Source organism: Microcystis aeruginosa NIES-2549 (assembly GCF_000981785.2).
Lineage (GTDB): Bacteria > Cyanobacteriota > Cyanobacteriia > Cyanobacteriales > Microcystaceae > Microcystis > Microcystis aeruginosa_C.
This window is the reverse complement of sequence record NZ_CP011304.1, coordinates 3,088,227-3,111,723: the sequence shown is the minus strand read 5'-3', so window position 1 is coordinate 3,111,723 and position 23,497 is coordinate 3,088,227. Positions and strand designations below refer to the sequence as shown.

Genomic DNA, 23,497 nt, shown 5'->3' with positions numbered 1-23,497 from the left:
TTTGGTAAGAGACTTAATTGATTAGTTCGTTCAGGAGCGAAAACAATTGACAAAAATCACCAAATGCTTTTTTCTGTAAGGGTTTCATCCGTTAAAACTCCCGTCATGGCATCACACCAACCGAAGAACCATCAGTGAACTGAAAACTCTCATCTGATCACTGATAACTGATCACTGATCACTGATTAATAACTTGTCAAGAAATGACGATAAATCAACTAAAGATTATCTTAGGCATTTAGTATAATAAAATACATAGATAAGGGTAAATTGCTCGTAGATTAGCCCGAGGGAGCGTGAATCCTTTTTCTCGTCCCTATATCTTCCCCTATTTTTCAGTCTTAGACTAAGGAAATATCAATGATTGATTGTAGTCAGATTCAGTTTGACGAGGATAAAAGCAAGATAGATTTATTGCAACTACGAGAATTATTTAATTTAACCGCATTTTGGGCAATAGATCGCCGTTTAGAAGATTTAGAAACCGCAATTGACTATAGTGATCCAGTGGTGACGGTGTGGAATGAGCGGCAATTAATTGGTTTTGCTCGGGCCACTTCCGACGGCATTTATCGGGCTACTATTTGGGATGTGATCGTTCATCCCGATTATCAGGGAGCGGGTTTAGGGCGTAAATTAGTAGAAACGGTCTTGGCCCATCCCCGGGTGAATCGGGTGGAAAGAGTCTATTTGATGACTACTAATCAAGAAAATTTTTACCGGCGCATTGGTTTCCAAAGCAACGCCACCACGACGATGGTATTATTTAATCGTTATCCCGAGGAGTTTTCCTATCCTGCGATCGAGGTAAAGAAAAAACGATCCGTGTGAGCTTGTCCCGATTATTGTTATCGATTTGATCTAAGCTCATTTCACCCCCCGATACTTCGATAATGCCTTTCGCTAACTGGAATTTAAGACCGGGAGAAAGACCGAGAGCCTGAGTAAATTGTTTTACTTCTTCCGGCTTTGATTCTAAACTCAAAGGAGAAATTTCTGGCATTTGCCAGAGAGCCATTTTCCCGGGAAATTCTAGGGTAATAGTGACTTTTTTCTCGCCAAGGGCGCTTACCGATATGCAAATAGAGCCGCTCGTTAAGTTAGCGATCGCTGCATCGACGAGAAGGACAAGAGCAGAAAATAAACGCTGATAATCACCAATAATAGCAATATCATCGGTTAAAGGGCTAAATTTAAGCTTAATATGGCGATTAGCTGCCTGTAAATAGGTTAAACTTGCCCAATCTTCCCAAAGTTTAGTTAAAGAAAAAATTTCTCGATCGAGAGGTATAGTACCCGACTCTAGTTTGGAAAGATTAATCATCTCATCGAGCATTGCCATCAGTTTACGGCCCGCCAGTTGTCCCTGGGCGATAAATTCCCTTTCTTCGGCCGGACTTTCACAAAGATCGGCCAGAATCAGTTGATGGAGACTGATCATACTGCTCAATGGCGATCGCAATTCGTGGGCAACCTGTCCCAAAAAACTGCTTTTGAGGTGGTTAATTGCCACGGCCATCTGATAAGCGAGGCGAGTTTGCTGTAATTCCCGTTTTAAAGCGTCAATATCGTCCATATTTACAGAAAAACTGCCCCTTGTCGTAAGATATCCCATCTTTGACATTGCCAACGCGCGACGGTGGAGGGTTGTCCACTATTGATTATTCCCCATGCTTGCCTTTCTGTGGGCGCTAACACCGTCACCGAGGGAAAAGTAGTCATAATCGCTTCTGGAGTTAATAAAGGCTCTTGTCCTGACAGATTAGCACTTGTGGTCGCTAAAACACCAGTTCGACCGAGAATTTCTCTTGCGATCGCATGAGCGGGAACTCGGATACCAATCGTGCTAGGATCTTTAGGGTTAAGAACTTTTGGTACTTTTTCAGAAGCGGGTAAAACCAAAGTTAGGGGGCCGGGCCAGTATTTTTCGGTCATTTGCTGCCAAATTTCCCTTTCTTCCTGATTTCCCTTGACATAATCCCATAAATCTGCTGCTGAGGCCGCCATGAGAATTAAGGGTTTATCAAAAGTCCGTTTTTTAGCGGCAAAAACTAAGGCCGCATAGGGGGGAGAAACCGCTAAAGCGGGAACTGTATCCGTGGGAAAAGAAACCACTTGACCACTTAGGGCCGCGTGAACAATTTCGTTAAGAGAAGCAGTAGGCATTGAGAATTGATCATTTTTGGGGACTAATTTAGCCTAAGACTTTTTGGTACAATTTTAAACGGGTAGGGTTGATTCATGAATCAACCCTACCTTGAATCAACCCTACCTTGAATCAACCCTACCTTGAATCAACCCTACCTTGAATCAACCCTACCTTGAATCAACCCTACTTGATCAGCGGGGTATCTGAAAGTTTTTAACACCTACCTACTTATCTCCAACCAATTAGCGACGATTAATTATGAATGAGCCTGATACTTTTGCTAATCTCGAACAATTAGAATATATTCCCTACCTAGATACCACGGGTAATATCTGTGCTGATTTCCAGGGAAAAATCGGGGTTTATGCCATTTTTGATCGAGATCAAGTCCTAGAGTTTGTCGGCTATTCTCGTGATATTTATCTCAGTTTAAAACAACATCTTGCCCGACAGCCCCAAGCTTGTTATTGGCTAAAAATACAGTTGATTGAGCGTCCTAATCGGACTATTCTCGAATCGATTAAACAAGCTTGGCTAAGAGAAACTCAGGCAGTAATCGGCAATGAAAAACTCTGGACAGAACCAATTGATGCTAAATTATCCATGACTGAGACAGAAAAAGAAATTTTTCAAAGTGCTGACGAAGTAGGGAAAATCAAGTTATTAAAACAGGTATCCAGACGAGTAGAAAACGATATTTTATCAACCCTAGAAAAACGGGGAGTACAGATGGAAATTCGTTTTAATCCCAAGTTAAAAGAACAAGGTTTGCTCGATTTAAAGTAAAAATTCCTAGGAGCGATCGATTCTCCAGACAAACCGCTATGATAGTATATCGCCCCATCCCGACACCAATGGAACAGCGATGACCACTCCAGACTGGCCAAACCTACTGCAGCAACTACTCGATCAAAAATCCCTTTCCCTTAACCAAGCTGAAGAATTAATGACCGGATGGTTAAACGGCCAGATTCCGGAAGTTTTATCGGGGGCGATTTTAGCGGCTTTGCAAGCAAAAGGAGTCTCGGCCGCCGAATTAGCGGGAATGGCCACAGTTTTACGGCAACAATCTCGCTTAGAAGACCCTAAACCCCATACTACTCCCGTTATCGATACCTGTGGCACCGGCGGTGACGGGGCCTCAACCTTTAATATTTCCACTGCCGTGGCTTTTGTGGCGGCCGCTGGGGGCGCAAAAGTGGCTAAACACGGCAATCGCTCTGCCTCCAGTAAAGTCGGTTCGGCCGATGTTCTAGAATATCTTGGGGTTAATTTAAGCGCCCCTGGCGAGAAGGTGGCGGCGGCTTTAGATGGGGTGGGAGTGACCTTTCTTTTTGCCCCCGGTTGGCATCCAGCCCTGAAAAGTGTGGCTAATCTCCGCAAAACCCTGAAAGTTCGCACGGTTTTTAATCTTCTGGGCCCTCTAGTTAATCCTCTGCGTCCCACAGGTCAAGTTATCGGGGTTTATGACCGGCAATTTCTCACCCCCATGGCCACAGCTTTGGCACAAATGGGAACCCCCAAGGCGATTATTGTTCACGGCCGGGAAAAACTCGACGAGGTGGGGTTAGGAGATCTGACCGATATGGCTTTATTAAATAATGGCGAGGTGATTTCTGCGGCGATCGATCCCCTGTCAATTGCTATCCCCAGAGCCAGTTTAAATGCCCTTAAAGGCGGGGAAGTGCCAGAAAATGCCGAAATCCTCAAAAATGTCCTGCAAGGGGGGGGAACGCCCGCTCAACGGGATGCTGTGGCGATTAATGCCTCTCTTGCCCTACAGGTGGCAGAAAAGGTCACTTTTGGCGACCATGCTGCCGGTTTCGCCCTCGCTCGCGACATTTTAGCCAGTGGGTTAGCTTGGCAAAAATTAGAGGAGTTGGTTAAGTTTCTCGCCTAGGACAATTCCCTGCTCCCTTCCCCCCACACCCCATCTCAATGCACTTACTGCATGACAGAAATCCTTAAACACGATGGTTAAAGGATTTCTGTTACAAACAATACAAAATCACCCAAGTTAAAAAGAATTAAATAACAAATAGAGACTAGGTAAATTACTAAATTTTTGCTAATGACGACAGTATTTTACAGAATACTTATTGTTAAATCCCGATTTCTTCATTTCTAACCCGCACCAACTAGAACAATTACACCCACAGACCAGTAAGGAGATAGATTCGTGGTACAAGCACCTGAAAAAGATGGAACAACTCTCAATAAATTCGAGAAATTTAAAGCCGAAAAAGACGGATTAGCCATTAAAGATGAACTGGAGCATTTTGCCCAAATCGGTTGGGAAGCGATGGATAAAACCGATTTAGAACATCGCTTAAAATGGGTGGGGGTTTTTTATCGTCCCGTCACCCCGGGTAAATTCATGATGCGTTTACGGGTTCCTAACGGCATTATTAGCAGTGAGCAAATGCGCGTTTTAGGGGAAATCGTGCAGCGTTACGGTGATGATGGCAATGCCGATATTACTACTCGTCAAAACCTACAATTACGCGGTATTCGTATCGAAGATATTCCTGATATTTTCCAACGACTAAAATCCGTGGGTATGACTTCGGTACAATCGGGCATGGATAATGTCAGAAATATTACCGGTTCACCCATGGCGGGACTAGACGCGGATGAATTAATTGACACCAGGGAATTAGTCCAAAAAGTCCAAGATATGATTACCAACTACGGTCAAGGTAATTATCAATTTACCAATCTGCCCCGCAAATTTAATATTGCCATCGAGGGGGGCCGGGATAACTCGGTTCATGCGGAAATTAACGATATTGCCTTTGTTCCTGCTTATAAAGAGGGAGAATTAGGCTTTAATGTTGTGGTAGGTGGCTTTTTCTCGGCTAAACGCTGTGAAGCGGCAATTCCCATGAATGTTTGGGTGAGACCGAATCAGGAGGTGGTGGATTTATGCCGAGGAATTTTGGAGGTTTACCGCGATAACGGATTGCGGGCCAATCGTCAAAAATCCCGTTTAATGTGGTTAATTGATGAGTGGGGAATTGAGGAATTCCGCACCCGGGTGGCCAATCAGTTAGGTTATCCCTTGGCAACGGCAGCGGAAAAAGACGCAATCGACTGGGAAAAACGGGATCATTTAGGAGTTTTTCCCCAAAAACAGGAGGGATTGAGCTATATCGGTCTTTGTGTTCCCGTTGGTCGTCTATTTGCCGATGATATGTTCGATTTGGCCCGGATTGCCGAAGTGTATGGCAGCGGAGAATTGCGTTTAACCGTGGAACAAAACGTGATTATTCCCAATATAGCGGCTGAAAATATGCCAACTCTTTTAACCGAGCCTTTACTGGCTAAGTTTACCCCCAATCCCACTCCTTTACAACGAGCGCTCGTTTCCTGTACGGGGGCGCAATTCTGCAATTTTGCCCTGATTGAAACCAAAAATAAGGCTGTGGACTTGATTAGTCAGTTAGATGCCGAATTAAATATCCCCCGGGGTGTGCGGATTCATTGGACCGGTTGCCCTAACTCCTGCGGACAACCCCAAGTGGCCGATATCGGTTTGATGGGGACAAAAGCACGCAAAGACGGCAAAACCGTGGAAGGAGTTGACCTCTACATGGGGGGTAAAGTGGGTAAAGATGCCCACCTGGGCAGCTGTGTACAAAAAGGGATTCCCTGTGAGGATCTAAAATCCGTGTTAACTTCTATCCTCATCGAACAATTTGGGGCGACACCGAAAGGTTAATTAGCAAGTTTCTCGATACGCTGAATGGGGGGTTTATCCCCTCTTTTTTTCTGTATCTCTGTTGCTTTAAATTGGCCAACCTCTTGCTATAGTAGGAGTCAGATGGCAGCAGGAAAATTCCTATATATTTTCCAGATGGGAATCGTTACTTAGCTTCAAATTGGGCTTGTTTGCGAAGTAATTCCCCGATGGTTAAATTGGGTTGAGGTCGGCAATCAAAAACTGTTTCTACCTCAAATTTTTGCAACTGTACCCGTGCCAAATAATAGGCCTCGTCGGGTAGGGGAATATAACCAATATTATCTAATAAATTGGGAACTCGATCGAGATAATGTTCGACAAATTTCTCTAAAGCGGGATTCTCTTGGGCTTTTTGGGCATTAACATAAATAAACAAAGGACGAGTTGACACTCCCGTCGCGCTCATGGGAGGGATTCTTAGCTTTAAAATCTTCGAGAACTTTGTCAGTAATTGGTGCTACGGTACTCGAACCATCGATTTTAATCGGTTTCAGGTCTTGAGTGGAAATATTGACACAGGCGGGTAAAAGTAGGGCAGTTCCTAGGACAATTGCTACTACTTTGGTGGGAGGTGATAGATGAGTAAAAATTTCTAGCATAGGTGTGAAAAGGAGAAAGTAAAAAGTAAAAAAATGGCGTTAGGTTTTGGCTGTAAACCTTAATCTTTTCTTTGTTGTTTTTACGTCCCTACAATGATAGGGAAAGAGAAAACCCCTATCTAAACAGGAAAAGTTAGCGGCTTTACCGCGACTTAAAACTAATGTTTAGTCAAAATAAATAGTAAAAGAAGAACGTAGGTTGGGCTTCGGCCGTGAGCTCAGCGTTCGACTGAGCTCACGCCGAAGTCCGAACGGTTGAAGCATGAAACCCAACGCCCGCATGGGTTACGCTACCGCTAACCCATCCTACAAATAATTGTGCCTCCCTACTTAAAACTAATGTTTAGTCAAAATAAATAGTCAAAGAAGTTGAGATTTTTGTCTAGTTATCGAGAAAACTTTTCTTGGCAATACATTATGTTTTTTATTGACTTCTTAACCTATTCTTTACCAAGCCGTGGTAACTTTTAGCGTAAAATTTAAGGCAGTTTACGGATCAAAATTAATCCTATGCCCAACAAAAACAGAACTCATTTACTAACAGCCTTATCCCTAGCGACTTTAACAGCGACTTTAACCGCTTGTGGTGGCGGCGATACGGCGGGAACCAGCGGAGAGGGAAGCAATAGAATCGCCCAAGTTCCTCTGCAAGGAGAGGTCGCCCTCAATGGCGCAGGTGCTTCTTTTCCTGCACCCCTATATCAAAACTGGTTTGTCACCATCAATCAACTATTTTCTAAACTGCTAATTAACTATCAATCTACCGGTAGCGGGGCAGGAGTCGAACAATTTATTCAAGGTACGATCGATTTTGGCGCTTCCGATGTGGCCATGAGTGACGAGGATATGGCCAGAGTTAGCCGCGGGGTGTTACTGCTACCGATGACGGCGGGAAGCATCGTTATGGCTTATAATTTGCCCGGAGTAGAAGGGCTGAAACTAAGTAGAGAAGCATATATAGGCATCTTTTTAGGCACGATTACCCGTTGGAACGATGCCAAAATTGCCGCCGATAACCCCGATTTAAAACTACCCGATGAAGAAATTACCGTAGTTCACCGGGCAGACGGTAGCGGGACAACGGGAGTTTTTACCAAGTTTTTAAGCGCCGTTAGTCCCGAATGGAAAAAAAGCATCGGGGAAGGAAAAGCCGTACAATGGCCGACCAAAAAAGGTAAATTTCTCGGTGGTAGGGGCAATGAGGGTGTAACTGCCCTAATTCAACAAAATCAAGGCTCGATCGGCTATATTGAGTACGGTTTCGCTAAAAATAATAACCTGCCCATGGCCGCTCTACAAAACCAGGCGGGTAAATTTGTCGCCCCCGATGAAACCAACGCCGCCGCTACCCTCGCTAACGTCGAACTGCCTGAAAATTTACGCGCTTTTATCATCGATCCGCCGGGGGAAAATTCCTACCCCATTGTCACTTATAGTTGGATGTTAGTTTATAAAAAATACGACAATCCCCAAAAAGCTTTAGCTATGGAGGCGATGATCGAATTTGGACTCAATCAGGGACAGGAACAGTCCGCCGCCCTTGGTTACATTCCCCTGCCGAAAAATGTCCGCGAACGAGTAGCCGCTGCCGCCGATGTCATCTATCCTGATTACACGATCAAGGTGGATTAGTCGCCGAAAAAATGTATTCAAAGTTACAATAATAGTGGAGAAAGGCCAATTTCGACCTTAGCTACCGCAAACTAGCTGGATTTAAACCCTAATCATGAGTGCGCCCACAGTTTCACCCGACTCAAATTTTAAAGAACGTCCGGAATCGGAAAAAATCCTCGATAAAGGCTTTGTGGGATTGACTACCGCCTTTGCCATCGCTATTGGGCTAATTTTGCTCCTGATTGCCCTAGTTATTTTTATTCGGGCTTTACCGGCGATTCAAAGCTTTGGTCTGGGATTTTTGACCAGTAGTGCTTGGAATCCCGTGCGCGGTCGGGAAGAATTCGGAGTTCTGCCCGTTATCTACGGGACTCTCGTTAGTTCTCTGATTGCACTCCTGATTGCTGTTCCCCTCGGTATCGGTTCGGCCATTTTTTTAAGCGAAGATTTTATTCCCTTAAATGCGCGGACAATTTTGGTTTTTCTCGTACAACTTTTGGCCGCTATTCCCAGTGTTGTTTACGGATTGTGGGGTATATTTGTACTGATTCCTATCATCAGACCCCTTGGTAACTGGCTAAATGCTAATTTTAGTTGGATTCCTCTTTTTAGTACTCCTTTAGGGGGTCCTGGGATGTTACCGGCGGGGGTAATTTTAGCAATTATGATCCTGCCGATTATTATCGCTATCTCTCGTGACTCTTTGGCCGCTTTACCGCCAGATTTGCGGCAAGCTTCCCTAGGCTTGGGGGCCACCCGTTGGGAAACGATTTTTCGGGTATTAATTCCCGCCGCTTTTTCCGGGATTGTCGGGGGGATTATGTTAGCTTTAGGGCGCGCTTTAGGGGAAACCATGGCAGTAACGATGATTATCGGCAATTCTAACCGCATTAGTGCCTCTATTCTCGCTCCTGCTAACACGATCGCTTCCTTATTGGCTAACCAATTCGCCGAAGCCTCGGGAATGCAAATATCGGCTTTAATGTATGCGGGTTTTGTTCTCTTGGTTTTGACTCTAGTAGTCAATATCTTCGCCGAATTAATCGTTAATCGTGTCAAAGCTAAGTATTAAGCCATCAGTTATCAGTTTTGAGTTTTGAGTATTAAGTGTTCATCATCAAATGGCAGTTTACTGCTGTCTTTTCACTGTTCACTGATTACTGTTCACTGATTACTGATTACTGATTACTGTTCACTCTTCACTGATAACTGATAACTGATAACTGATAACTGATAACTGATATGGATAGTGCGAATTTAGGCAATAATCTCAAAAAGAAACCGGGTAGTCCTCGATCGCTATTGGGGACAATTATGACCGTTCTATCGGGTTTATGTTTAACAGTGACGATTATTCCGCTTTTTGCCGTCCTAGGCTTCGTTTTTGTACAAGGGGTGGGCAGTTTAAACGCCAATCTCTTTACCAAATTACCGCCACCGCCGGGGTTAGGAGGAGGAGGCATCGCTAACGCCATTTTAGGCACAATTATCGTCGTTGCCCTAGCCACAGCGATCGCAGTTCCCATCGGCGTTTTAGCGGCGGTTTATCTCTCGGAATTTAGCGGTGATAACAAACTTGCCCAGGGTGTGCGCTTCGCTACCAACGTGTTAGCGGGCGTTCCTTCGATTATTGTCGGGGTTTTCGCCTACGGTTTGCTAGTTGCGCCATTATTTGGCGAAGGAACAGCCCTTTTAGGCTTTTCTGCCCTTGCCGGTTCGATCGGTTTAGCCGTGTTAATGTTACCCACTATTATTAGAACCACCGATGAGGCTTTAAAAATCGTTCCCCAAGACATCCGCTGGGCGGCCATGGGTTTGGGGGCCTATAATTACCAAACCGTCCTAAAAATCGTCCTTCCTGCCGCAGTTCCCGCTATTTTGACCGGTGTTACTTTAGCAATTGCTAGGGCGGCTGGAGAAACCGCCTCTTTAATTTTTACGGCATTATTCTCTAACTTTTGGCCTCGGGGTATCTTGGAACCGATTGCCACCCTTTCGGTCCTGGTTTTCAACTTTGCTACTGCCCCTTTTGCCCCCCAACAGCAATTAGCTTGGGCAGGAGCTTTAATTCTGGTGTTTTTGGTGTTGGTAACTAACATTTTATCCCGTTTAGCCACGCGCCAGAAAACCTATTAAGTCAAGGAAAAAGTAAAAAGAACGTAGGTTGGGTTGAAGCATGAAACCCAACGCCCGATTATGTTACGCTATCGCTAACCCATCCTACAAATAATTGTGCCTCCCTACTTAAGTCAGGGAAAAAGTAAAAAGGGATATTTAAGTAAAAATCTACCTATCTTTCCAATTTCTCAATTATCCAAATTCAAGGTCAATAATTTATGCTAACTAATCGCACTACCCAATCAACTGCAACCGTTTTAAAGGTGGATAATGCTAATATTTACTATGGTAATTATCGAGCAGTACGAGACGTTTCCATCCATATTCCCAAAAATAAAGTCACCGCTTTTATCGGACCCTCTGGCTGTGGAAAAAGTACCATTCTCAGGTGTTTTAATCGTCTCAATGATTTAATTCACGGTTTTCGTATTGACGGCAAAGTTTTTTATCATAACCAAGATATTTACTCTCAAGATGTGGATCCGGTCGAAGTAAGAAAATATATCGGTATGGTGTTCCAGCGCCCTAATCCTTTTCCCAAATCCATTTATGATAATGTGGTTTACGGAGCGCGATTAAATGGTTATAAAGGTGATTTAGATGAATTAGTAGAAACTTCCCTGCGTCGAGCTGCTCTCTGGGACGAGGTAAAAGATAAACTAAAAGAAAGCGGTTTTTCCCTATCGGGGGGACAACAACAAAGATTATGTATTGCTCGCGCTATTGCCGCTCAACCAGAAGTATTATTAATGGATGAACCCTGTTCGGCACTGGATCCAATTTCAACTTTAAAAGTTGAGGAATTAATGCACGAATTAAAAGAACGTTATACAATTATTATTGTTACTCACAATATGCAACAAGCCACCAGAGTAGCGGATTTAACGGCTTTTTATAACGCTGAACCCACCGATAAAGGTGGCAAAATTGGTTATCTAGTCGAGTTTGATCATACGGACAAAATCTTTAGTGATCCTCAAGAAAAAGCAACTAAAGATTATGTTAGTGGACGTTTTGGCTAAATCAGTTATCAGTTATCAGTTATCAGTTATCAGTTATCAGTTATCAGTTATCAGTATAAAGTGGCAAGTTTGGAGTTTTCTTTTCACTGATTACTGTTTACTGGTCACTGAAAAAAACACCCATCTCCTTATTTCCTTTGAAAATTATGTATAGTACCGATGTTGTCACCGATGCAGTTTTGAGAACCAAAAACTTAAATGTTTACTATGGTTCTAATCTCGCTGTTCGTGATGTTAACCTTGATATTCCTGAGAAAAAAGTGATCGCTTTTATCGGTCCCTCTGGCTGCGGAAAAAGTACAGTTTTACGCTGTTTTAATCGCATGAATGATCTAGTTAAAAGTGCCAAAATTGAAGGAAAAGTTACCTTTCGCGGTCAAGATATTTATGGTAATTCCGTTAATCCTATCGGGTTACGCAGTCGCATCGGTATGGTTTTTCAGAAACCGAATCCTTTTCCTAAATCTATCTATGAAAATATCGCTTTTGGGGCGCGCTTAAATGGCTACATCGGCGATATGGATCAATTAGTGGAAGAATCTTTAAAAAAAGCCGTTCTCTGGGATGATGTTAAAGATAAACTCAAAGAAAGTGGTTTAGCTTTATCGGGGGGACAACAACAAAGGTTATGTATTGCTCGCGCTATTGCGGTTAAACCGGAAGTTGTTTTAATGGATGAACCCTGTGCGGCACTCGATCCAATTTCTACCCTAAAAATTGAGGAATTAATTCACGAATTGAAAACCCAATATACTATAGTTATTGTTACTCATAATATGCAACAAGCGTCGCGGGTTTCTGATTTAACGGCTTTTTATAATGCTGAACCGACCCGAAAAGGCGGTAAAGTAGGTTATTTAGTGGAATATGATCGCACAGAGGTTATCTTTCAAAATCCCGCTCAAGAGTCCACTAGAGATTATGTTAGCGGTCGTTTTGGTTAAAGTATTAATAATTAATCGTTATTCATGATTCCGGGATAGATTAATTTTTTCCATCTGGAATGATTGAAAAACGATTAACTTAACTGATTGCAAAAACGTTGTCCAAGTCTAAGGAAATAGCGAGGGTAAGATAATCTAAGTTATGCCGGTAATTTCCCCCGTTGTTGACCTTCTTTTCTACTTTCTTTTATTGCTTCTTGATAGACTTTAGTTTGTTTGAGATGGCTAAGACTAAATATGGCTTACAAAAATAAGCTTACTAATGTTAAGCACCCCCACAGTAATGCCAAGAATTCATCGCTTTAAAATACTGTTGAGTTCTATAGTTTAACACACTATAAATTTTACCTCGTTCATCACCCGGTGGACAATTATCTGGCACTTTAGTTAAACAGAGTTTTACTTTATCGCCGGGTAAAGCTGTTTTTAAAGCTGGAACTTCATCAAGTTTAACATAGAAAAACAGAACAACTCCGTTGGTTAGAACCACAACTGCTTCCGCATCAGGGTCGTCATCAAATCTGGTGGTTATTTCTTGGATAAAAGTGTTAGAACAATCATTAATACGAGTGGGAGGTGGTGCGGCAAGAACTCTGGCAGTAAGAAGTAAATATAATAAAGTAAATCTAATAGTTTGTTGAAGATTTTTCATGACAAAATTTTCTAGATAAAATTAAACTCAAACTCAAACTCAAACCTTTTCTGTTATTATGGGAATAGGGCTAATTTTGCAATCGCTTATGTTCTTCTTCTGGCAAGAATTTTGACCTTGAGTTACTAACAGTTTCTCGACCGTGAGACATAATAATCCTCATGTTCCGTGATTGATCTCCCATAATTAAAATAGTCCCTTAACGACTACTATTGGCAAGAGACAGATAAAAAGCTCTAAAGGGATTGTAACCGATGACGGATGAAAGATTAGAACGGATCGAGAGCATACTACAGGCTACCGTTGTCCTCACGCAACAGAATCGAGAAGATATAGCACAGCTAACCCGTGAGGTTAGGACAATAGCAGGGAGTTTTGAACGAACCAACGAGTGCTTAAACCAATTTATCACTCAAGCTGAGAGCGATCAACAGTTTTTCCGCAACGAAGTCACCGGTATCCGTACAGAAGTTAAGCGAATTGTAGAGCATCTTTTCGGACAATCCCCAGATCAGGAGGAAAGATTAGCCAAATCACTGGCAAAAAGCTTGATCAACCCTAATCAATTCTTTATACAACGCCGATAAATGCCTCTTCTCAAGAAAAAGGAAGCAAACCCAAGAATTTTAGCTTTATTCCCGCAGCATAAATAAAAGTTGATAGGGTGAGTTAATCTCACCCTATTTTAAGTTTCTAAAACTTGGCTTTCTGGCGCAGTAATTCGGCTAAAGTCACATCGAATTTTGAGTGTCCCCCGAAAACTGTTCCCGCTTCCCCGTTAAAGAAAGTGACCTTGGCTAAATGATAATGCTCACCGCTCAGGGGAATATAACCGACCTCTTGAACGATATTTTGAGCTTGACTGAGATAATACTCGACAAAACGCTGTAAATCCTTATTAGACTGGGCTTTTTGGGCGTTAACGTAGATAAATAAAGGACGGGCTAAGGGTTGATAGGTGGATTGTAGCACCGTTTCCCGGGAGGGCAAAACAGCCCCTTTACCACTGTCTATTGCTAAGGCTTTTAAGTTCGCCGCTTGTTTTTCGTAGTAAGCTAGACCAAAATATCCTAGGGCATTGGCATCTTGACTAACTCCTTGGATTAAAGTGTCGTCATCTTCACTGGCAACGTAATCGCTGCGGCTAACATCTTCTTCTCCTACCACCGCTTCCGTAAAATAATCGAAAGTTCCCGAATCTTTGCCCGCACCAAAGAGATTGAGAGGTTTATCCGGCAATCCCGATCGCACCTGACTCCACTTGGTAATTTTACCCTGGGCCGCAGGTTCCCAGATTTTTTTTAATTCCTCTAAAGTGATGCTATCAATCCAATTGTTTTCTTTATTGACTGCGATGGTGAGCGCATCAAAGGCGATCGGCAATTCGATAAATCTAATGTTATTCCGATTACAGGCTTCGATCTCATCGCTGCGAATCGGTCGCGAAGCATTGCTAATATCGGTTTTTCCAGCGCAAAACTGCCGAAATCCGCCAGTAGTACCCGAAAAGTTGACGCTTATATCCGCAGACGGCTGTTTTTGTTTTTTGTATTCATCGGCGACAGCCTTGGTGATCGGGTAAACGGTGCTAGACCCATCAATAATAATTGATTTATTTGATTGGGAGTCAACGGGAGCGCAAGCAACTAAAACACCAGCACTAACAAAAATAAGAGCCTTTTTGAGCAATTTATCGAGATTTATCAGCATTTATCCATCCCCTTGCTTTTCTGGGAGTCAGAAAAATCTCTCTCCATCATTTCAAAAAAAATTGATTTGATGTAAAAATTCTACCAAAAAGATAACAAACTTAACAGTATCGAAAAGCAGCGGTGGCCCTGTTTGCCTTCACACACCTAGATAGGGGCTGCTGAAAAAGTTTTTCGGTGGTGGCAGGGTGTGGGGTGTGGGGTGTGGGGTGTGGGGTGTGGGGTGTGGGGCGTAAAGTCTAAAAGCCTTATCCAACAAGATTTGGCTCTTCTAGGTTCTGTGTGATAAGTTTAACTTACAATATGATCGATCGATCTTTGTGTCCTTTGTGTCTTTGTGGTTCGTTCCACCCCCTCGCTAGGAGAAATGTATCTTAGAATACATTTTACCCACCAAAGCTGGGAGAGCCAAGATTTTTAGGTTTATTCAGCAAGCCCTAGATAAAAAGCTTTGTCTGGGCAATTTCTCCCCAACAGATGCTTTAAATTAAGATTTCATCCTTGAATAGATACAATGGATTTTGGTCTTGATCGATCTAAATTGTTGCTAAAAGCTGTGGATTTTTTAAATTAAACTTAACCAAAATTTTACCCAATCTTAACCAAAAAAATCGCAAATATTTCTAGATTTAAAAGTAATATTTGTGCCTTAAACTATATCTTGAAGAAAGTTCAACTTTCTCCAATTGTGCAGGATTCTTCAACCGGAAAACTTATGATATTCTCAACTGCTACCCTAACTCGTGTGTGTGCTGTCTCCTTCGCCACGGCAGCGGCCTTAGCAGGGACGATGGGAGAAGCTTTCGCCCAAACCCTGAACGGTGCAGGAGCCTCCTTTCCCGCGCCCCTATACCAGCGTTATTTTGCCGACTATAAAAACGCCACCGGTGTCACCGTTAACTATAATTCCGTCGGTAGCGGTGCCGGTGTCCGGCAATTTATCGCCGGAACGGTCGATTTTGGCGCTTCCGATGCCGCTCCTTCCTCCTCGGAAAAAAGCCAGATGAAAAACGGTTTACTGCTGGTTCCCACCGCCGGGGGAGCCGTCGCCGTGGTTTATAATTTGCCGGGGGTAAATAACCTGCAAATTTCCAGGGCTAACCTCGGTAAAATCTTCAGTGGCGAGATCACTAACTGGAGACAAGTGGATCCGAAACTGCCCAACCGACCCATTAAAGTGGTGGTTAGGGCTGATGGTAGCGGTACTACCGAGATTTTTACCTCTCACCTGAGTGCGATTAGTCCTTCCTTCAAAAGTAAGGTGGGAACCAGCAAAGAACCGAACTGGGGTTTTACCGTTCTCAAAGGACCGAAAAATGATGGTGTGGCGGCCCTGGTTAAACAAACAGAAGGCTCGATCGGTTACGTTCAAGATACCTTTGCCCGCAAAAATGAAGGGGCAACCATGAGAACCGCCAAAGTTCAGAATAAAGCCGGTCAATTTGTCGAACCCAGTCTCGCCCAAGCTAACAAGGCGATGGAAGGGATCAAATTTAACGCCGATTTTACCGCTAATATGGACGATCCGAGCAGTGGTTATCCGATCGTCGGGATTACTTGGTTATTAGTACCGAAAGACTACGCTGATAACAAAAAAGCGGCGGAAATTAAAAGACTGTTGACTTGGATTCTCACCACCGGTCAAGGTATTAACAATCAATTGGAATTTACTCGGATTCCCCAATCGGTGACTCAAAGAGTTTTAGCCGAAGTTAATAAAATTAAATAAATACTCTTGTATTAGTTTAAGCTTGATTGTCACCGCTTTCCAGTAAGATGGAAAAAAGTTACCGGTTAAGTCCATAACTAATAACTGCAAGTATTTCTTTTCTGTGGGCTGAACAATGTTCAGCCCCTACAGTTGCATTCTAAACAACTGATAACTGGTAATCGCTCTCTACCTTATGGCCAATTTTTCTGAACCTGTCGAGTACTTGGATGTCTCGGCGGCCAATCTTAACGAAAACCCCGGCGCTGCGGGTTTATTTGATCGCATTTTTACTGTCTTAGTCTGGATTTGTGCCGCCTCTGGTTTAATTTTTCTGCTCTGGATGGCCTGGATTGTTTTTCAGGATGCGCGGCCGGCGATCAATGAATTCGGTTGGGGATTTCTCTGGGGAACCACTTGGGATGTGAACGTCCTCAAATTTGGTGGTTTACCCTTTATTTTCGGTTCCGTTGTTTCCTCGATTCTGGCTCTTTTATTAGCTATTCCCCTCAGTGTTGCCGTTGCTTTAACCACTAGCGAGAATTATTTGCCAGCAAGTATCCGTTATCCCATCGGTTTTCTAGTAGAATTAATTGCCTCGATTCCTAGTGTAATTATCGGGTTATGGGGGATTTTTGTGCTAATTCCCGTGCTTAAACCCCTGCAAGAATGGTTATTTCAAAATTTTGCTTGGTTCCCTTTATTTAATACCCAACCTTTGGGACCAAGTATGCTGATCGCCGGTGTGATCCTAGCGATCATGATCGTGCCGACTATTTCTGCTATCAGTCGCGATGTCTTGCTTACCGTCCCCTCTGAATTACGCAGCGCCTCCATGGCCCTAGGTGCCACTCGTTGGGAAACCATCTGGCGCGTGCTGTTGCCGGCGGCCAGTTCCGGTATTATCGGGGCGATTATCCTCGGTTTAGGGCGCGCTTTAGGGGAAACTATGGCGGTGGCCATGGTAATCGGTAACTCCTCGATTATTAGTCCCTCCCTCTTGGCCCCCGGTTATACTATTCCTGCTGTACTAGCCAATACCTTCCCAGAAGCTTTTGAAAAAATCCACATCGGAGCCTTGATGTATCTAGCTTTGATTCTATTTGTTATTACCTTGGCCGTCAATAGTGTAGCGGCTTTATTAGTACAATTTATCAACCGCAATCGTTAATTTTATGAGCCAAGGAGCTTTTCCCGAAGAAGATTTACAGCAACCCCTGTCACCGTGGCGACATTTTTTTACCAACGGTCTCACGGGTTTAGCGATCGCTCTTAGTGCCATCGCCATTCTGCCTTTATTCGCTATCCTCTTTCAAATTGTCAAAGAAGGTTTACCCGGATTCAATTGGCAAGTTTTCACCTCTTTACCCGCCCCGGTTGGCTCCGATCCTAGTGTTCCCAATGGTTTCGCTAATGCGATCGTGGGTACTTTAACTATGGTCGGTTTAGCATCCCTGGGCAGCATACCTCTGGGGATTCTCACTGGGGTTTTTCTCTCGGAATTCGCTCGGGGTTCCAAAATTGGTGGGATTCTGCGCTTTGCGATCGTGGTGTTGAGTAGTACCCCTTCCGTCATCGTCGGGGTGTTTTCTTTCGGGGTTTTGGTGTTAACTACCAAACAATTTTCCGCCGTGGCGGGGGCGTTTGCTTTGGGGGTGATCATGTTGCCGATCATCGCTTTAACCACGGAAGAGGCACTAAAACTAATACCCATATCCTACCGTCTCGGCTCCTCCGCTTTGGGGGGTTCCCGTTTCGATACGGTATTTCGCATTGTCCTACCAGCAGCGATCGCACCGATTATGACCGGGATATTATTAGCGGTGGCCCGGGCCGCTGGAGAAACCGCCCCCTTAATGTTTACGGCTTTATTTAGTCAATTTTGGCAAGAAAGTCTTTGGTCGCCCACACCGGCTTTAACGGTGTTGATTTATAACTATGCTAGTTCCCCCTTTCCTGAACAAAATTCCTTGGCTTGGACAGCTTCTTTAGTCCTAATTATCTTAGTTTTAATTACTAGCCTTCTCTCCCGTTTTGTTACTCGTAAACGCTCAAATTAAGTATTTTTCTGATGATCGATTCCTCTATCATGAACAATCCTACGTCTCTAGCTAATTCGGCGATCAAAGTCGAAAATCTTAGCTTTTTCTACGGTAGCAAAAAAGCCCTGGAAGGTGTTTCTTTAGAAATCCCGCAAAGGCAAGTAACCGCCATGATCGGCCCCTCTGGTTGTGGTAAATCTACTCTCTTAAAAGCTCTCAATCGTATCGGGGAATTAGAGGGGCAAGTGACAGTTAAAGGGAAAGTTAGGTTTTTTGGTCAAGATATCTACGCCCCCAAAGTTAACCTTCATACCTTACGGCGACAGGTGGGTATGGTGTTTCAGCGCCCTAACCCTTTTCCCGCTACTATTTACGATAATATTGCCTATGGTATTAGAATTTATCGTTCCGCTAGTCGCAGTGAATTAGATGGGATTGTGGAATCAGCTTTAAAAGGAGCTGCTCTTTGGAATGAAGTTAAAGATCTGTTGAATAAATCTGCTTTAGGATTATCGGGGGGACAACAACAAAGATTGTGTATTGCTCGCGCTTTAGCAGTAAAACCAAAAGTATTATTAATGGATGAACCTTGTTCTGCTTTAGACCCTCTTTCTACCCTCAAAGTCGAGGAATTAATCCATGAATTGAAAGAACAATACACGATCGTCATTGTCACCCATAATATGCAACAGGCCTCTAGAGTATCCGATCGCACGGCCTTTTTTAATGCCGATGAAACCCGTGTCGGTCGTTTGGTGGAATTTGACACCACCCAGAAAATTTTCACCGATGCAGTTAATCAACAAACTCGCGATTATGTAGCCGGTAGATTCGGTTAATTTCTCTTATCAGTTATCAGTTATCAGTTATCAGTTATCAGTAGTCAGTTATCAGTTATCAGTTATCAGTTATCAGTTATCAGTTATCAGTGATCAGTTATCAGTTATCAGTTATCAGTAGTCAGGAGACAGGAGACAGGAGATTATTTTTATTTATTCTCCCCACACCCTACACCCTACACCCTACACCCTACACCCTACACCCTACACCCTACACCCTACACCCCACACCCTACACCCTACACCCTACACCCCACACCCCACTCCCTAAACCCTAAGACTGCCCGATTTTGGTAGGATAAGAAATGTAACAAGAATCTTTCTCAACAGTCGGATAATTCATGGGCAACGATACCATCACCTTACTCTCCCCGCGGGAAATTGACAAAATGCGACGAGCCGGACGATTAGCGGCTAAACTGTTAGATCATCTGGCAGATATGGTTAAACCGGGGGTAAGTACCCTAGAAATCAATGATGAAGCAGAACGTTGGACTCGCGCCCATGGAGCCAAAAGTGCGCCCCTAGGATACCACGGCTTTCCTAAGTCCATCTGTACTAGCATTAACGAGGTTATCTGTCACGGCATCCCCAGCGCCGATCAAATCCTCAAAGATGGCGATATTATTAACATCGATGTCACCCCGATTTTAGAAGGTTATCACGGCGATACCTCCCAGACTTTCTTTGTCGGTACTCCCTCCCCCCTGGCCAAAAAGTTAGTGGAAGTTACCAGAGAATGTCTGCAAAGAGGCATAGATGCAGTGCAGCCGGGGGGGAGAATCGGCGATATTGGCGCAGCTATCCAAGAATATGCCGAAGGCCAAGGATTTTCGGTGGTTAGAGATTTTGTCGGTCATGGTATCAGTAATGTTTTTCACACTGGTCCACAGGTTCCCCACTACGGCATTCGCGGCAAGGGCAAAAAAATTCGCCCCGGCATGGTATTCACCATTGAACCAATGATTAATGAGGGAACCTGGCAACATATTGTCTTAAAAGACGGTTGGACTGCTATTACTAAAGATGGTAAACTTTCGGCCCAATTTGAACACACCATCGCCGTCACCGAAACCGGTGTCGAAATTCTCACTGTACCCGAATGAACTACCCACGCACGCCGCTAACGCTTTATGCGGGGTTTCTGTCGCTTCAACTACTTTAGAAAAAAGTAAGTAACCTCAGTTCGGGATAAGCTAAAACCCTGATGCTACCGTAGCCTAAAACTCCTATTCTTTCGTGCAAGCTATGGCAAAATTCCCTTAAACCGAACTCAGGTTAAGTAAGCATTTGCAGTCGGTGACAAGGGAAACTCCCCCAACCTCTAACCCCCAGAATCTCCTAAGTTACCTAGTAAATCAGTAGCGGCTACACTGGTAAAAACCAAAGTGAAGAAGTCAAAGATTCAAATTTTCTTGGCCCATGCCAATGAGGATAAACCACCAGTTTTGGCACTGTATAACCGCCTTAAGCAAGTGGGATATAAACCTTGGTTGGATAAAAAAGAGCTGATTCCGGGTCAAATTTGGCGAGATGAAATTCCGAAAGCGATTAAAGCCAGTCAGATTTTTCTCGCCTGTCTGTCAGCAAAATCGGCTAATAAACAGGGATACATCCAACGGGAGTTGAGGATTGCACTTGATAATGATATTCAGCTTTTCATTCTACCTTGTTTGAGTTAGCGATCGCTTTTTCTTAACTTCTCCAAAAGTTGCACAAGGGTTGACCTGAAGTCTGTTATATTTTGTGAGAAAGCCGTTCACCCCGACAGCAGGGCATTATTCTGTAGGAGCGCACGGCCTAGACAACCCCTGAGATAACCTTTTCTGCACCACAAACGCGGGATATCCCTCCGCAACACCTAGAAGGAGAATCTGATGTTCAAAATCGATACTTGCTGTACTCTCGTACCCTACTTTGAAATACAAGAAGGAAAAATTGCTGCCTTTAAGGAACTAAGCCCCAAGTTCATTGAGAGAACCCGCACCGAAGAGGGCTGTATCCATTATGCTTTTTCCTTTAGCGGTAATATTGTTCATTGCCGCGAGGGTTACGTCGATGCCTCCGCAGTTCTTGCCCACCTACAAAACGTCGGGGAACTGCTAGACGAACTTCTCAAAATCGCCAAGATTATTCGCGTAGAAGTTCACGCTCCCGCTGCCGAAATCGAAAAGCTGCGAGAGCAGTTGGCCTCTCTTAACCCTCAGTTCTTCATTCTCGACGAAGGTATTCGCCGCACCAGCGAAGCCTAACCCCGTACTGACAGAAAACGGATGCCCTATTCCCGTCTCGAAACGCACCGGATTACTTCTTTCTCCGGCGAATTTGTCTTGCGCCCAACTAAGTAGTCGGACATAAATTCTGTTGTCTATCTTAAAATGTAAATTGCCGCAATTCTTACTGACTCCTGACGACTGGCTCCTCACCCCACAGTTAACTTTACTTTTGTCCAACTACTTATTAGAAAGATTGAGAGACAATTAAACTTTCAGTACATATCGACCATACGAGAAAGATCAGGAGAAGAGGAGATAAATGGTAGCGAATTTCCATGTTCTTCCACTCTATTCCTGAAAGTAGAAATGATTGAAATCGTCAATTTCCACTTATTTTGGGACTGACATCACCCTGAGACTCCGAATATTCTGAAATTAGCAAGTAAACACGGCTTCCCAATTTCAGGAAAAAATTATGAATCTACGTTCTGTCAAGACTATGGTATTAGGCGGTATAGCCCTGTTGGTGGCAACTTTGCCCAGCCTCGCTCAAATTCAAATAGAGCCGATCCGTCTGACCACTGCTACTCGCTTCAATTGTGGTCCCCACTTAGAAACATATATAGTTCGTTCGCTAGATAACCGACGGGGAACTGGGATTCGTTGTGTCAAATTCAGTAAAGGACAGCAAGGCTCAAGCATTCCCCGTCTGTCCTGGTACGGGGAAGGAACCTGGGAAGGGGCTACCTACCGCCATCTGGGACAGGCGATTGACCGAGGCAGAATGTTGGTCGGGTTCGCGTCCGACATTCACGGTAACGGGGAGGATGCTAACTTCAACTATCCGGGTAATCTCGAGATCCGAACGGTCAGACCAGGAGTGATTCGGGTGACTGGTGCCTGGAATGAGGAGTGGCGTTTGGCTTCCTCCGTTAACTACAACCCCCTACCCCGTCCCAAAACCTGCGGTAGCCATTTCAATCAATATCAGGTAACTGATTTGACAGGTGGGCGCAGAGGCAAAGGTCTGCGCTGTATGCTGAAAGAAGGTCCAGCCAACACAACCTGGTTCGGTAACGGGGATTGGGATGGCAACACCTATTCCCACCTGGGGACTCGCGGAAAGAACGGCTACGGGGCCGCAGATATCTGTCCACCTGAGCGAGTCCATGCCACTATTTTCGGAACCATCTGCAATAACTTCGACTACGGTTCTCTTACTTTCACCCCTACGGGCAGTGGCTTCAATGTCAACGGTGCTTGGAGCGAGAAGTGGTTATTGGTCAGGTGATTTGTCGAGAATTTCAATTAAAAAAGGTCGGGGCGAACATTAGATCACCCCGACCTTTTTTGTCGTAATTATTTGATTAGAACTTAACCATTGATAGCGGGAGCAATCAGAGCCACGGGAGCTTGTTCGCCACTAGCTAAGTCTAAGGGTAAATGGATTCTTTAAATCCTTTTATAACCCCCTATTATTCGAGTTCTTGAGGTTCAATAACCAACTTAATTCCCTGAATAATTAATTTGATTTTTTCCTGAGAAAGTCTTCCGATAGACTCCGTTAAAAGACGTTTATCAACCGTGAAAACCTGTGAAACATTAACAACACTGGATTCAGGTAAATTCCCTTCACCCTCATTCAATAAAACATTACCAATAGCTTTTGCTCGTCTCAAATTGGTTGTTAATGGACACACAATAACCGTCCCAATTTGTGACTGATTCAGAGCATCATTTTGCACCACAACACAAGGACGAAGATAAGCAGGTTCAGAACCTTGTGGTTCTCCTAAATCAATCCAATAAATATCACCTTGGAAAATCGTCATATTTACTCAGATAATTGGCGTTGATGATGGCGTATTCCCTCTAACATCAAAGTTTCTGATTCGTCCAATCCATCACTATAAGCTTCATTCCAACTATCCATTAATCGTTGTTTAGTTGTTTTTTGATTATTCAATCCTAATTGTTGATGTAACTGCTCCAATAACCATTTTTTATCTTCAAGAGAACAGTCTCGTAACTTTTGTTCCAGTTCAATAATTTGAGGGGATATCATAAGATTAACTCCATTTAACATTGAGCTATAGCGTTTTTCAGTCTGCTGAGGTACAAAAGTTATGGTTTTTAGGCAAAA

At 43.8% G+C, this 23,497-nt stretch carries 23 protein-coding genes and 2 pseudogenes; 18 read left to right on the top strand and 7 right to left on the bottom strand.

Features of this window, described 5'->3' with window-relative positions:
• Window positions 1-360 precede the first annotated feature (360 nt).
• The gene (locus myaer_RS15240; protein ID WP_046662724.1) at window positions 361-831 is read left to right on the top strand and encodes a GNAT family N-acetyltransferase; all 471 of its coding nucleotides are present in this window, start codon (window positions 361-363) and stop codon (window positions 829-831) included.
• Here the strand turns inward: myaer_RS15240 and myaer_RS15235 are convergent.
• Together myaer_RS15235 and myaer_RS15230 are read right to left on the bottom strand one after the other, a co-directional pair.
• On the bottom strand, window positions 767-1,624 hold the full coding sequence (locus myaer_RS15235; protein ID WP_052734189.1) for a sensor histidine kinase: 858 nt from the start codon (window positions 1,622-1,624) through the stop codon (window positions 767-769). The genes myaer_RS15240 and myaer_RS15235 overlap by 65 nt on opposite strands.
• The gene (locus tag myaer_RS15230) at window positions 1,579-2,166 is read right to left on the bottom strand and encodes an L-threonylcarbamoyladenylate synthase (protein ID WP_046662722.1); all 588 of its coding nucleotides are present in this window, start codon (window positions 2,164-2,166) and stop codon (window positions 1,579-1,581) included. The genes myaer_RS15235 and myaer_RS15230 overlap by 46 nt, the downstream gene beginning before the upstream one ends.
• A 241-nt stretch (window positions 2,167-2,407) precedes the next feature.
• Here myaer_RS15230 and myaer_RS15225 point away from each other — a divergent pair, with 241 nt between their 5' ends.
• The 3 genes from myaer_RS15225 (at window position 2,408) to myaer_RS15215 (ending at window position 5,870) form a co-directional block, all read left to right on the top strand.
• A complete protein-coding gene (locus myaer_RS15225) occupies window positions 2,408-2,935 on the top strand; it encodes a GIY-YIG nuclease family protein (RefSeq protein WP_046662721.1) in 528 nt (175 codons plus the stop codon).
• Between the two features lie 79 nt (window positions 2,936-3,014).
• Window positions 3,015-4,049, top strand: coding sequence for an anthranilate phosphoribosyltransferase (trpD, locus tag myaer_RS15220; protein WP_046662720.1), 1,035 nt, complete (start codon window positions 3,015-3,017; stop codon window positions 4,047-4,049).
• A 279-nt stretch (window positions 4,050-4,328) separates the two neighbouring features.
• Window positions 4,329-5,870, top strand: a complete 1,542-nt coding sequence (locus myaer_RS15215) for a ferredoxin--nitrite reductase (protein ID WP_046662719.1) — start codon at window positions 4,329-4,331, stop codon at window positions 5,868-5,870.
• 145 nt (window positions 5,871-6,015) lie between these two features.
• Here myaer_RS15215 and myaer_RS15210 read toward each other — a convergent pair.
• Window positions 6,016-6,490 (bottom strand): annotated as a pseudogene (locus myaer_RS15210) (hypothetical protein).
• 510 nt (window positions 6,491-7,000) lie between these two features.
• Here myaer_RS15210 and pstS (myaer_RS15205) point away from each other — a divergent pair.
• The 5 genes from pstS (myaer_RS15205) to pstB (myaer_RS15185) all read left to right on the top strand — a co-directional run bounded on the left by pstS (myaer_RS15205) (window position 7,001) and on the right by pstB (myaer_RS15185) (window position 12,188).
• Window positions 7,001-8,122 (top strand): phosphate ABC transporter substrate-binding protein PstS, encoded by a 1,122-nt coding sequence (pstS, locus tag myaer_RS15205; protein WP_046662718.1) that lies wholly within the window; start codon window positions 7,001-7,003, stop codon window positions 8,120-8,122.
• A 94-nt stretch (window positions 8,123-8,216) separates the two neighbouring features.
• Window positions 8,217-9,176: a phosphate ABC transporter permease subunit PstC gene (gene pstC / locus myaer_RS15200; protein ID WP_046662717.1), complete on the top strand. Its 960-nt coding sequence runs from the start codon at window positions 8,217-8,219 to the stop codon at window positions 9,174-9,176.
• Window positions 9,177-9,346: 170 nt separating this feature from the next.
• Window positions 9,347-10,240: a phosphate ABC transporter permease PstA gene (gene pstA / locus myaer_RS15195; protein WP_046662716.1), complete on the top strand. Its 894-nt coding sequence runs from the start codon at window positions 9,347-9,349 to the stop codon at window positions 10,238-10,240.
• Between the two features lie 200 nt (window positions 10,241-10,440).
• Window positions 10,441-11,244 (top strand): phosphate ABC transporter ATP-binding protein PstB, encoded by an 804-nt coding sequence (gene pstB, locus myaer_RS15190; RefSeq protein ID WP_046662715.1) that lies wholly within the window; start codon window positions 10,441-10,443, stop codon window positions 11,242-11,244.
• A gap of 146 nt (window positions 11,245-11,390) precedes the next feature.
• Complete coding sequence (gene pstB, locus myaer_RS15185; protein WP_046662713.1) at window positions 11,391-12,188, top strand: phosphate ABC transporter ATP-binding protein PstB; 798 nt, start codon at window positions 11,391-11,393, stop codon at window positions 12,186-12,188.
• A gap of 265 nt (window positions 12,189-12,453) precedes the next feature.
• On the opposite strand, the gene myaer_RS15175 is transcribed toward pstB (myaer_RS15185), so the two are convergent.
• Window positions 12,454-12,840 carry a hypothetical protein gene (locus myaer_RS15175; RefSeq protein WP_046662712.1) on the bottom strand — a complete coding sequence of 129 codons (387 nt, stop codon included), beginning with the start codon at window positions 12,838-12,840 and terminating at the stop codon, window positions 12,454-12,456.
• Window positions 12,841-13,094: 254 nt separating this feature from the next.
• On the opposite strand from myaer_RS15175, the gene myaer_RS15170 reads away from it, so the two are divergent.
• Window positions 13,095-13,427: a hypothetical protein gene (locus myaer_RS15170; protein ID WP_046662711.1), complete on the top strand. Its 333-nt coding sequence runs from the start codon at window positions 13,095-13,097 to the stop codon at window positions 13,425-13,427.
• A 106-nt stretch (window positions 13,428-13,533) separates the two neighbouring features.
• On the opposite strand, the gene myaer_RS15165 is transcribed toward myaer_RS15170, so the two are convergent.
• Window positions 13,534-14,550: a PstS family phosphate ABC transporter substrate-binding protein gene (locus tag myaer_RS15165; protein WP_004268311.1), complete on the bottom strand. Its 1,017-nt coding sequence runs from the start codon at window positions 14,548-14,550 to the stop codon at window positions 13,534-13,536.
• Between the two features lie 714 nt (window positions 14,551-15,264).
• Between myaer_RS15165 and pstS (myaer_RS15160) the strand changes: the two genes are divergently transcribed.
• The 8 genes and pseudogenes from pstS (myaer_RS15160) to myaer_RS15120 all read left to right on the top strand — a co-directional run bounded on the left by pstS (myaer_RS15160) (window position 15,265) and on the right by myaer_RS15120 (window position 22,645).
• Entirely contained in the window at window positions 15,265-16,278 is a 1,014-nt protein-coding gene (gene pstS, locus myaer_RS15160; RefSeq protein WP_046662710.1) for a phosphate ABC transporter substrate-binding protein PstS, read from the top strand.
• Between the two features lie 175 nt (window positions 16,279-16,453).
• Window positions 16,454-17,428 (top strand): phosphate ABC transporter permease subunit PstC, encoded by a 975-nt coding sequence (gene pstC / locus myaer_RS15155; RefSeq protein ID WP_046662709.1) that lies wholly within the window; start codon window positions 16,454-16,456, stop codon window positions 17,426-17,428.
• Window positions 17,429-17,432: 4 nt separating this feature from the next.
• Window positions 17,433-18,317, top strand: coding sequence for a phosphate ABC transporter permease PstA (gene pstA, locus myaer_RS15150; protein ID WP_046662708.1), 885 nt, complete (start codon window positions 17,433-17,435; stop codon window positions 18,315-18,317).
• A gap of 11 nt (window positions 18,318-18,328) precedes the next feature.
• Entirely contained in the window at window positions 18,329-19,138 is an 810-nt protein-coding gene (gene pstB / locus myaer_RS15145; protein ID WP_046662707.1) for a phosphate ABC transporter ATP-binding protein PstB, read from the top strand.
• 341 nt (window positions 19,139-19,479) lie between these two features.
• Window positions 19,480-20,244, top strand: a complete 765-nt coding sequence (gene map / locus myaer_RS15135; protein WP_046662706.1) for a type I methionyl aminopeptidase — start codon at window positions 19,480-19,482, stop codon at window positions 20,242-20,244.
• A 282-nt stretch (window positions 20,245-20,526) separates the two neighbouring features.
• Window positions 20,527-20,781: pseudogene (locus tag myaer_RS15130) on the top strand (toll/interleukin-1 receptor domain-containing protein); the annotation flags it as partial.
• A 234-nt stretch (window positions 20,782-21,015) separates the two neighbouring features.
• Window positions 21,016-21,390 carry a putative quinol monooxygenase gene (locus myaer_RS15125; RefSeq protein WP_046662704.1) on the top strand — a complete coding sequence of 125 codons (375 nt, stop codon included), beginning with the start codon at window positions 21,016-21,018 and terminating at the stop codon, window positions 21,388-21,390.
• Between the two features lie 439 nt (window positions 21,391-21,829).
• Entirely contained in the window at window positions 21,830-22,645 is an 816-nt protein-coding gene (locus myaer_RS15120) for a hypothetical protein (protein ID WP_046662703.1), read from the top strand.
• 184 nt (window positions 22,646-22,829) lie between these two features.
• Here the strand turns inward: myaer_RS15120 and myaer_RS15115 are convergent, their stop codons facing one another.
• Window positions 22,830-23,186, bottom strand: coding sequence for a type II toxin-antitoxin system PemK/MazF family toxin (locus myaer_RS15115; protein ID WP_046662702.1), 357 nt, complete (start codon window positions 23,184-23,186; stop codon window positions 22,830-22,832).
• Between the two features lie 2 nt (window positions 23,187-23,188).
• Complete coding sequence (locus tag myaer_RS15110; RefSeq protein ID WP_046663804.1) at window positions 23,189-23,419, bottom strand: hypothetical protein; 231 nt, start codon at window positions 23,417-23,419, stop codon at window positions 23,189-23,191.
• Between the last annotated feature and the right edge of the window lie 78 nt (window positions 23,420-23,497).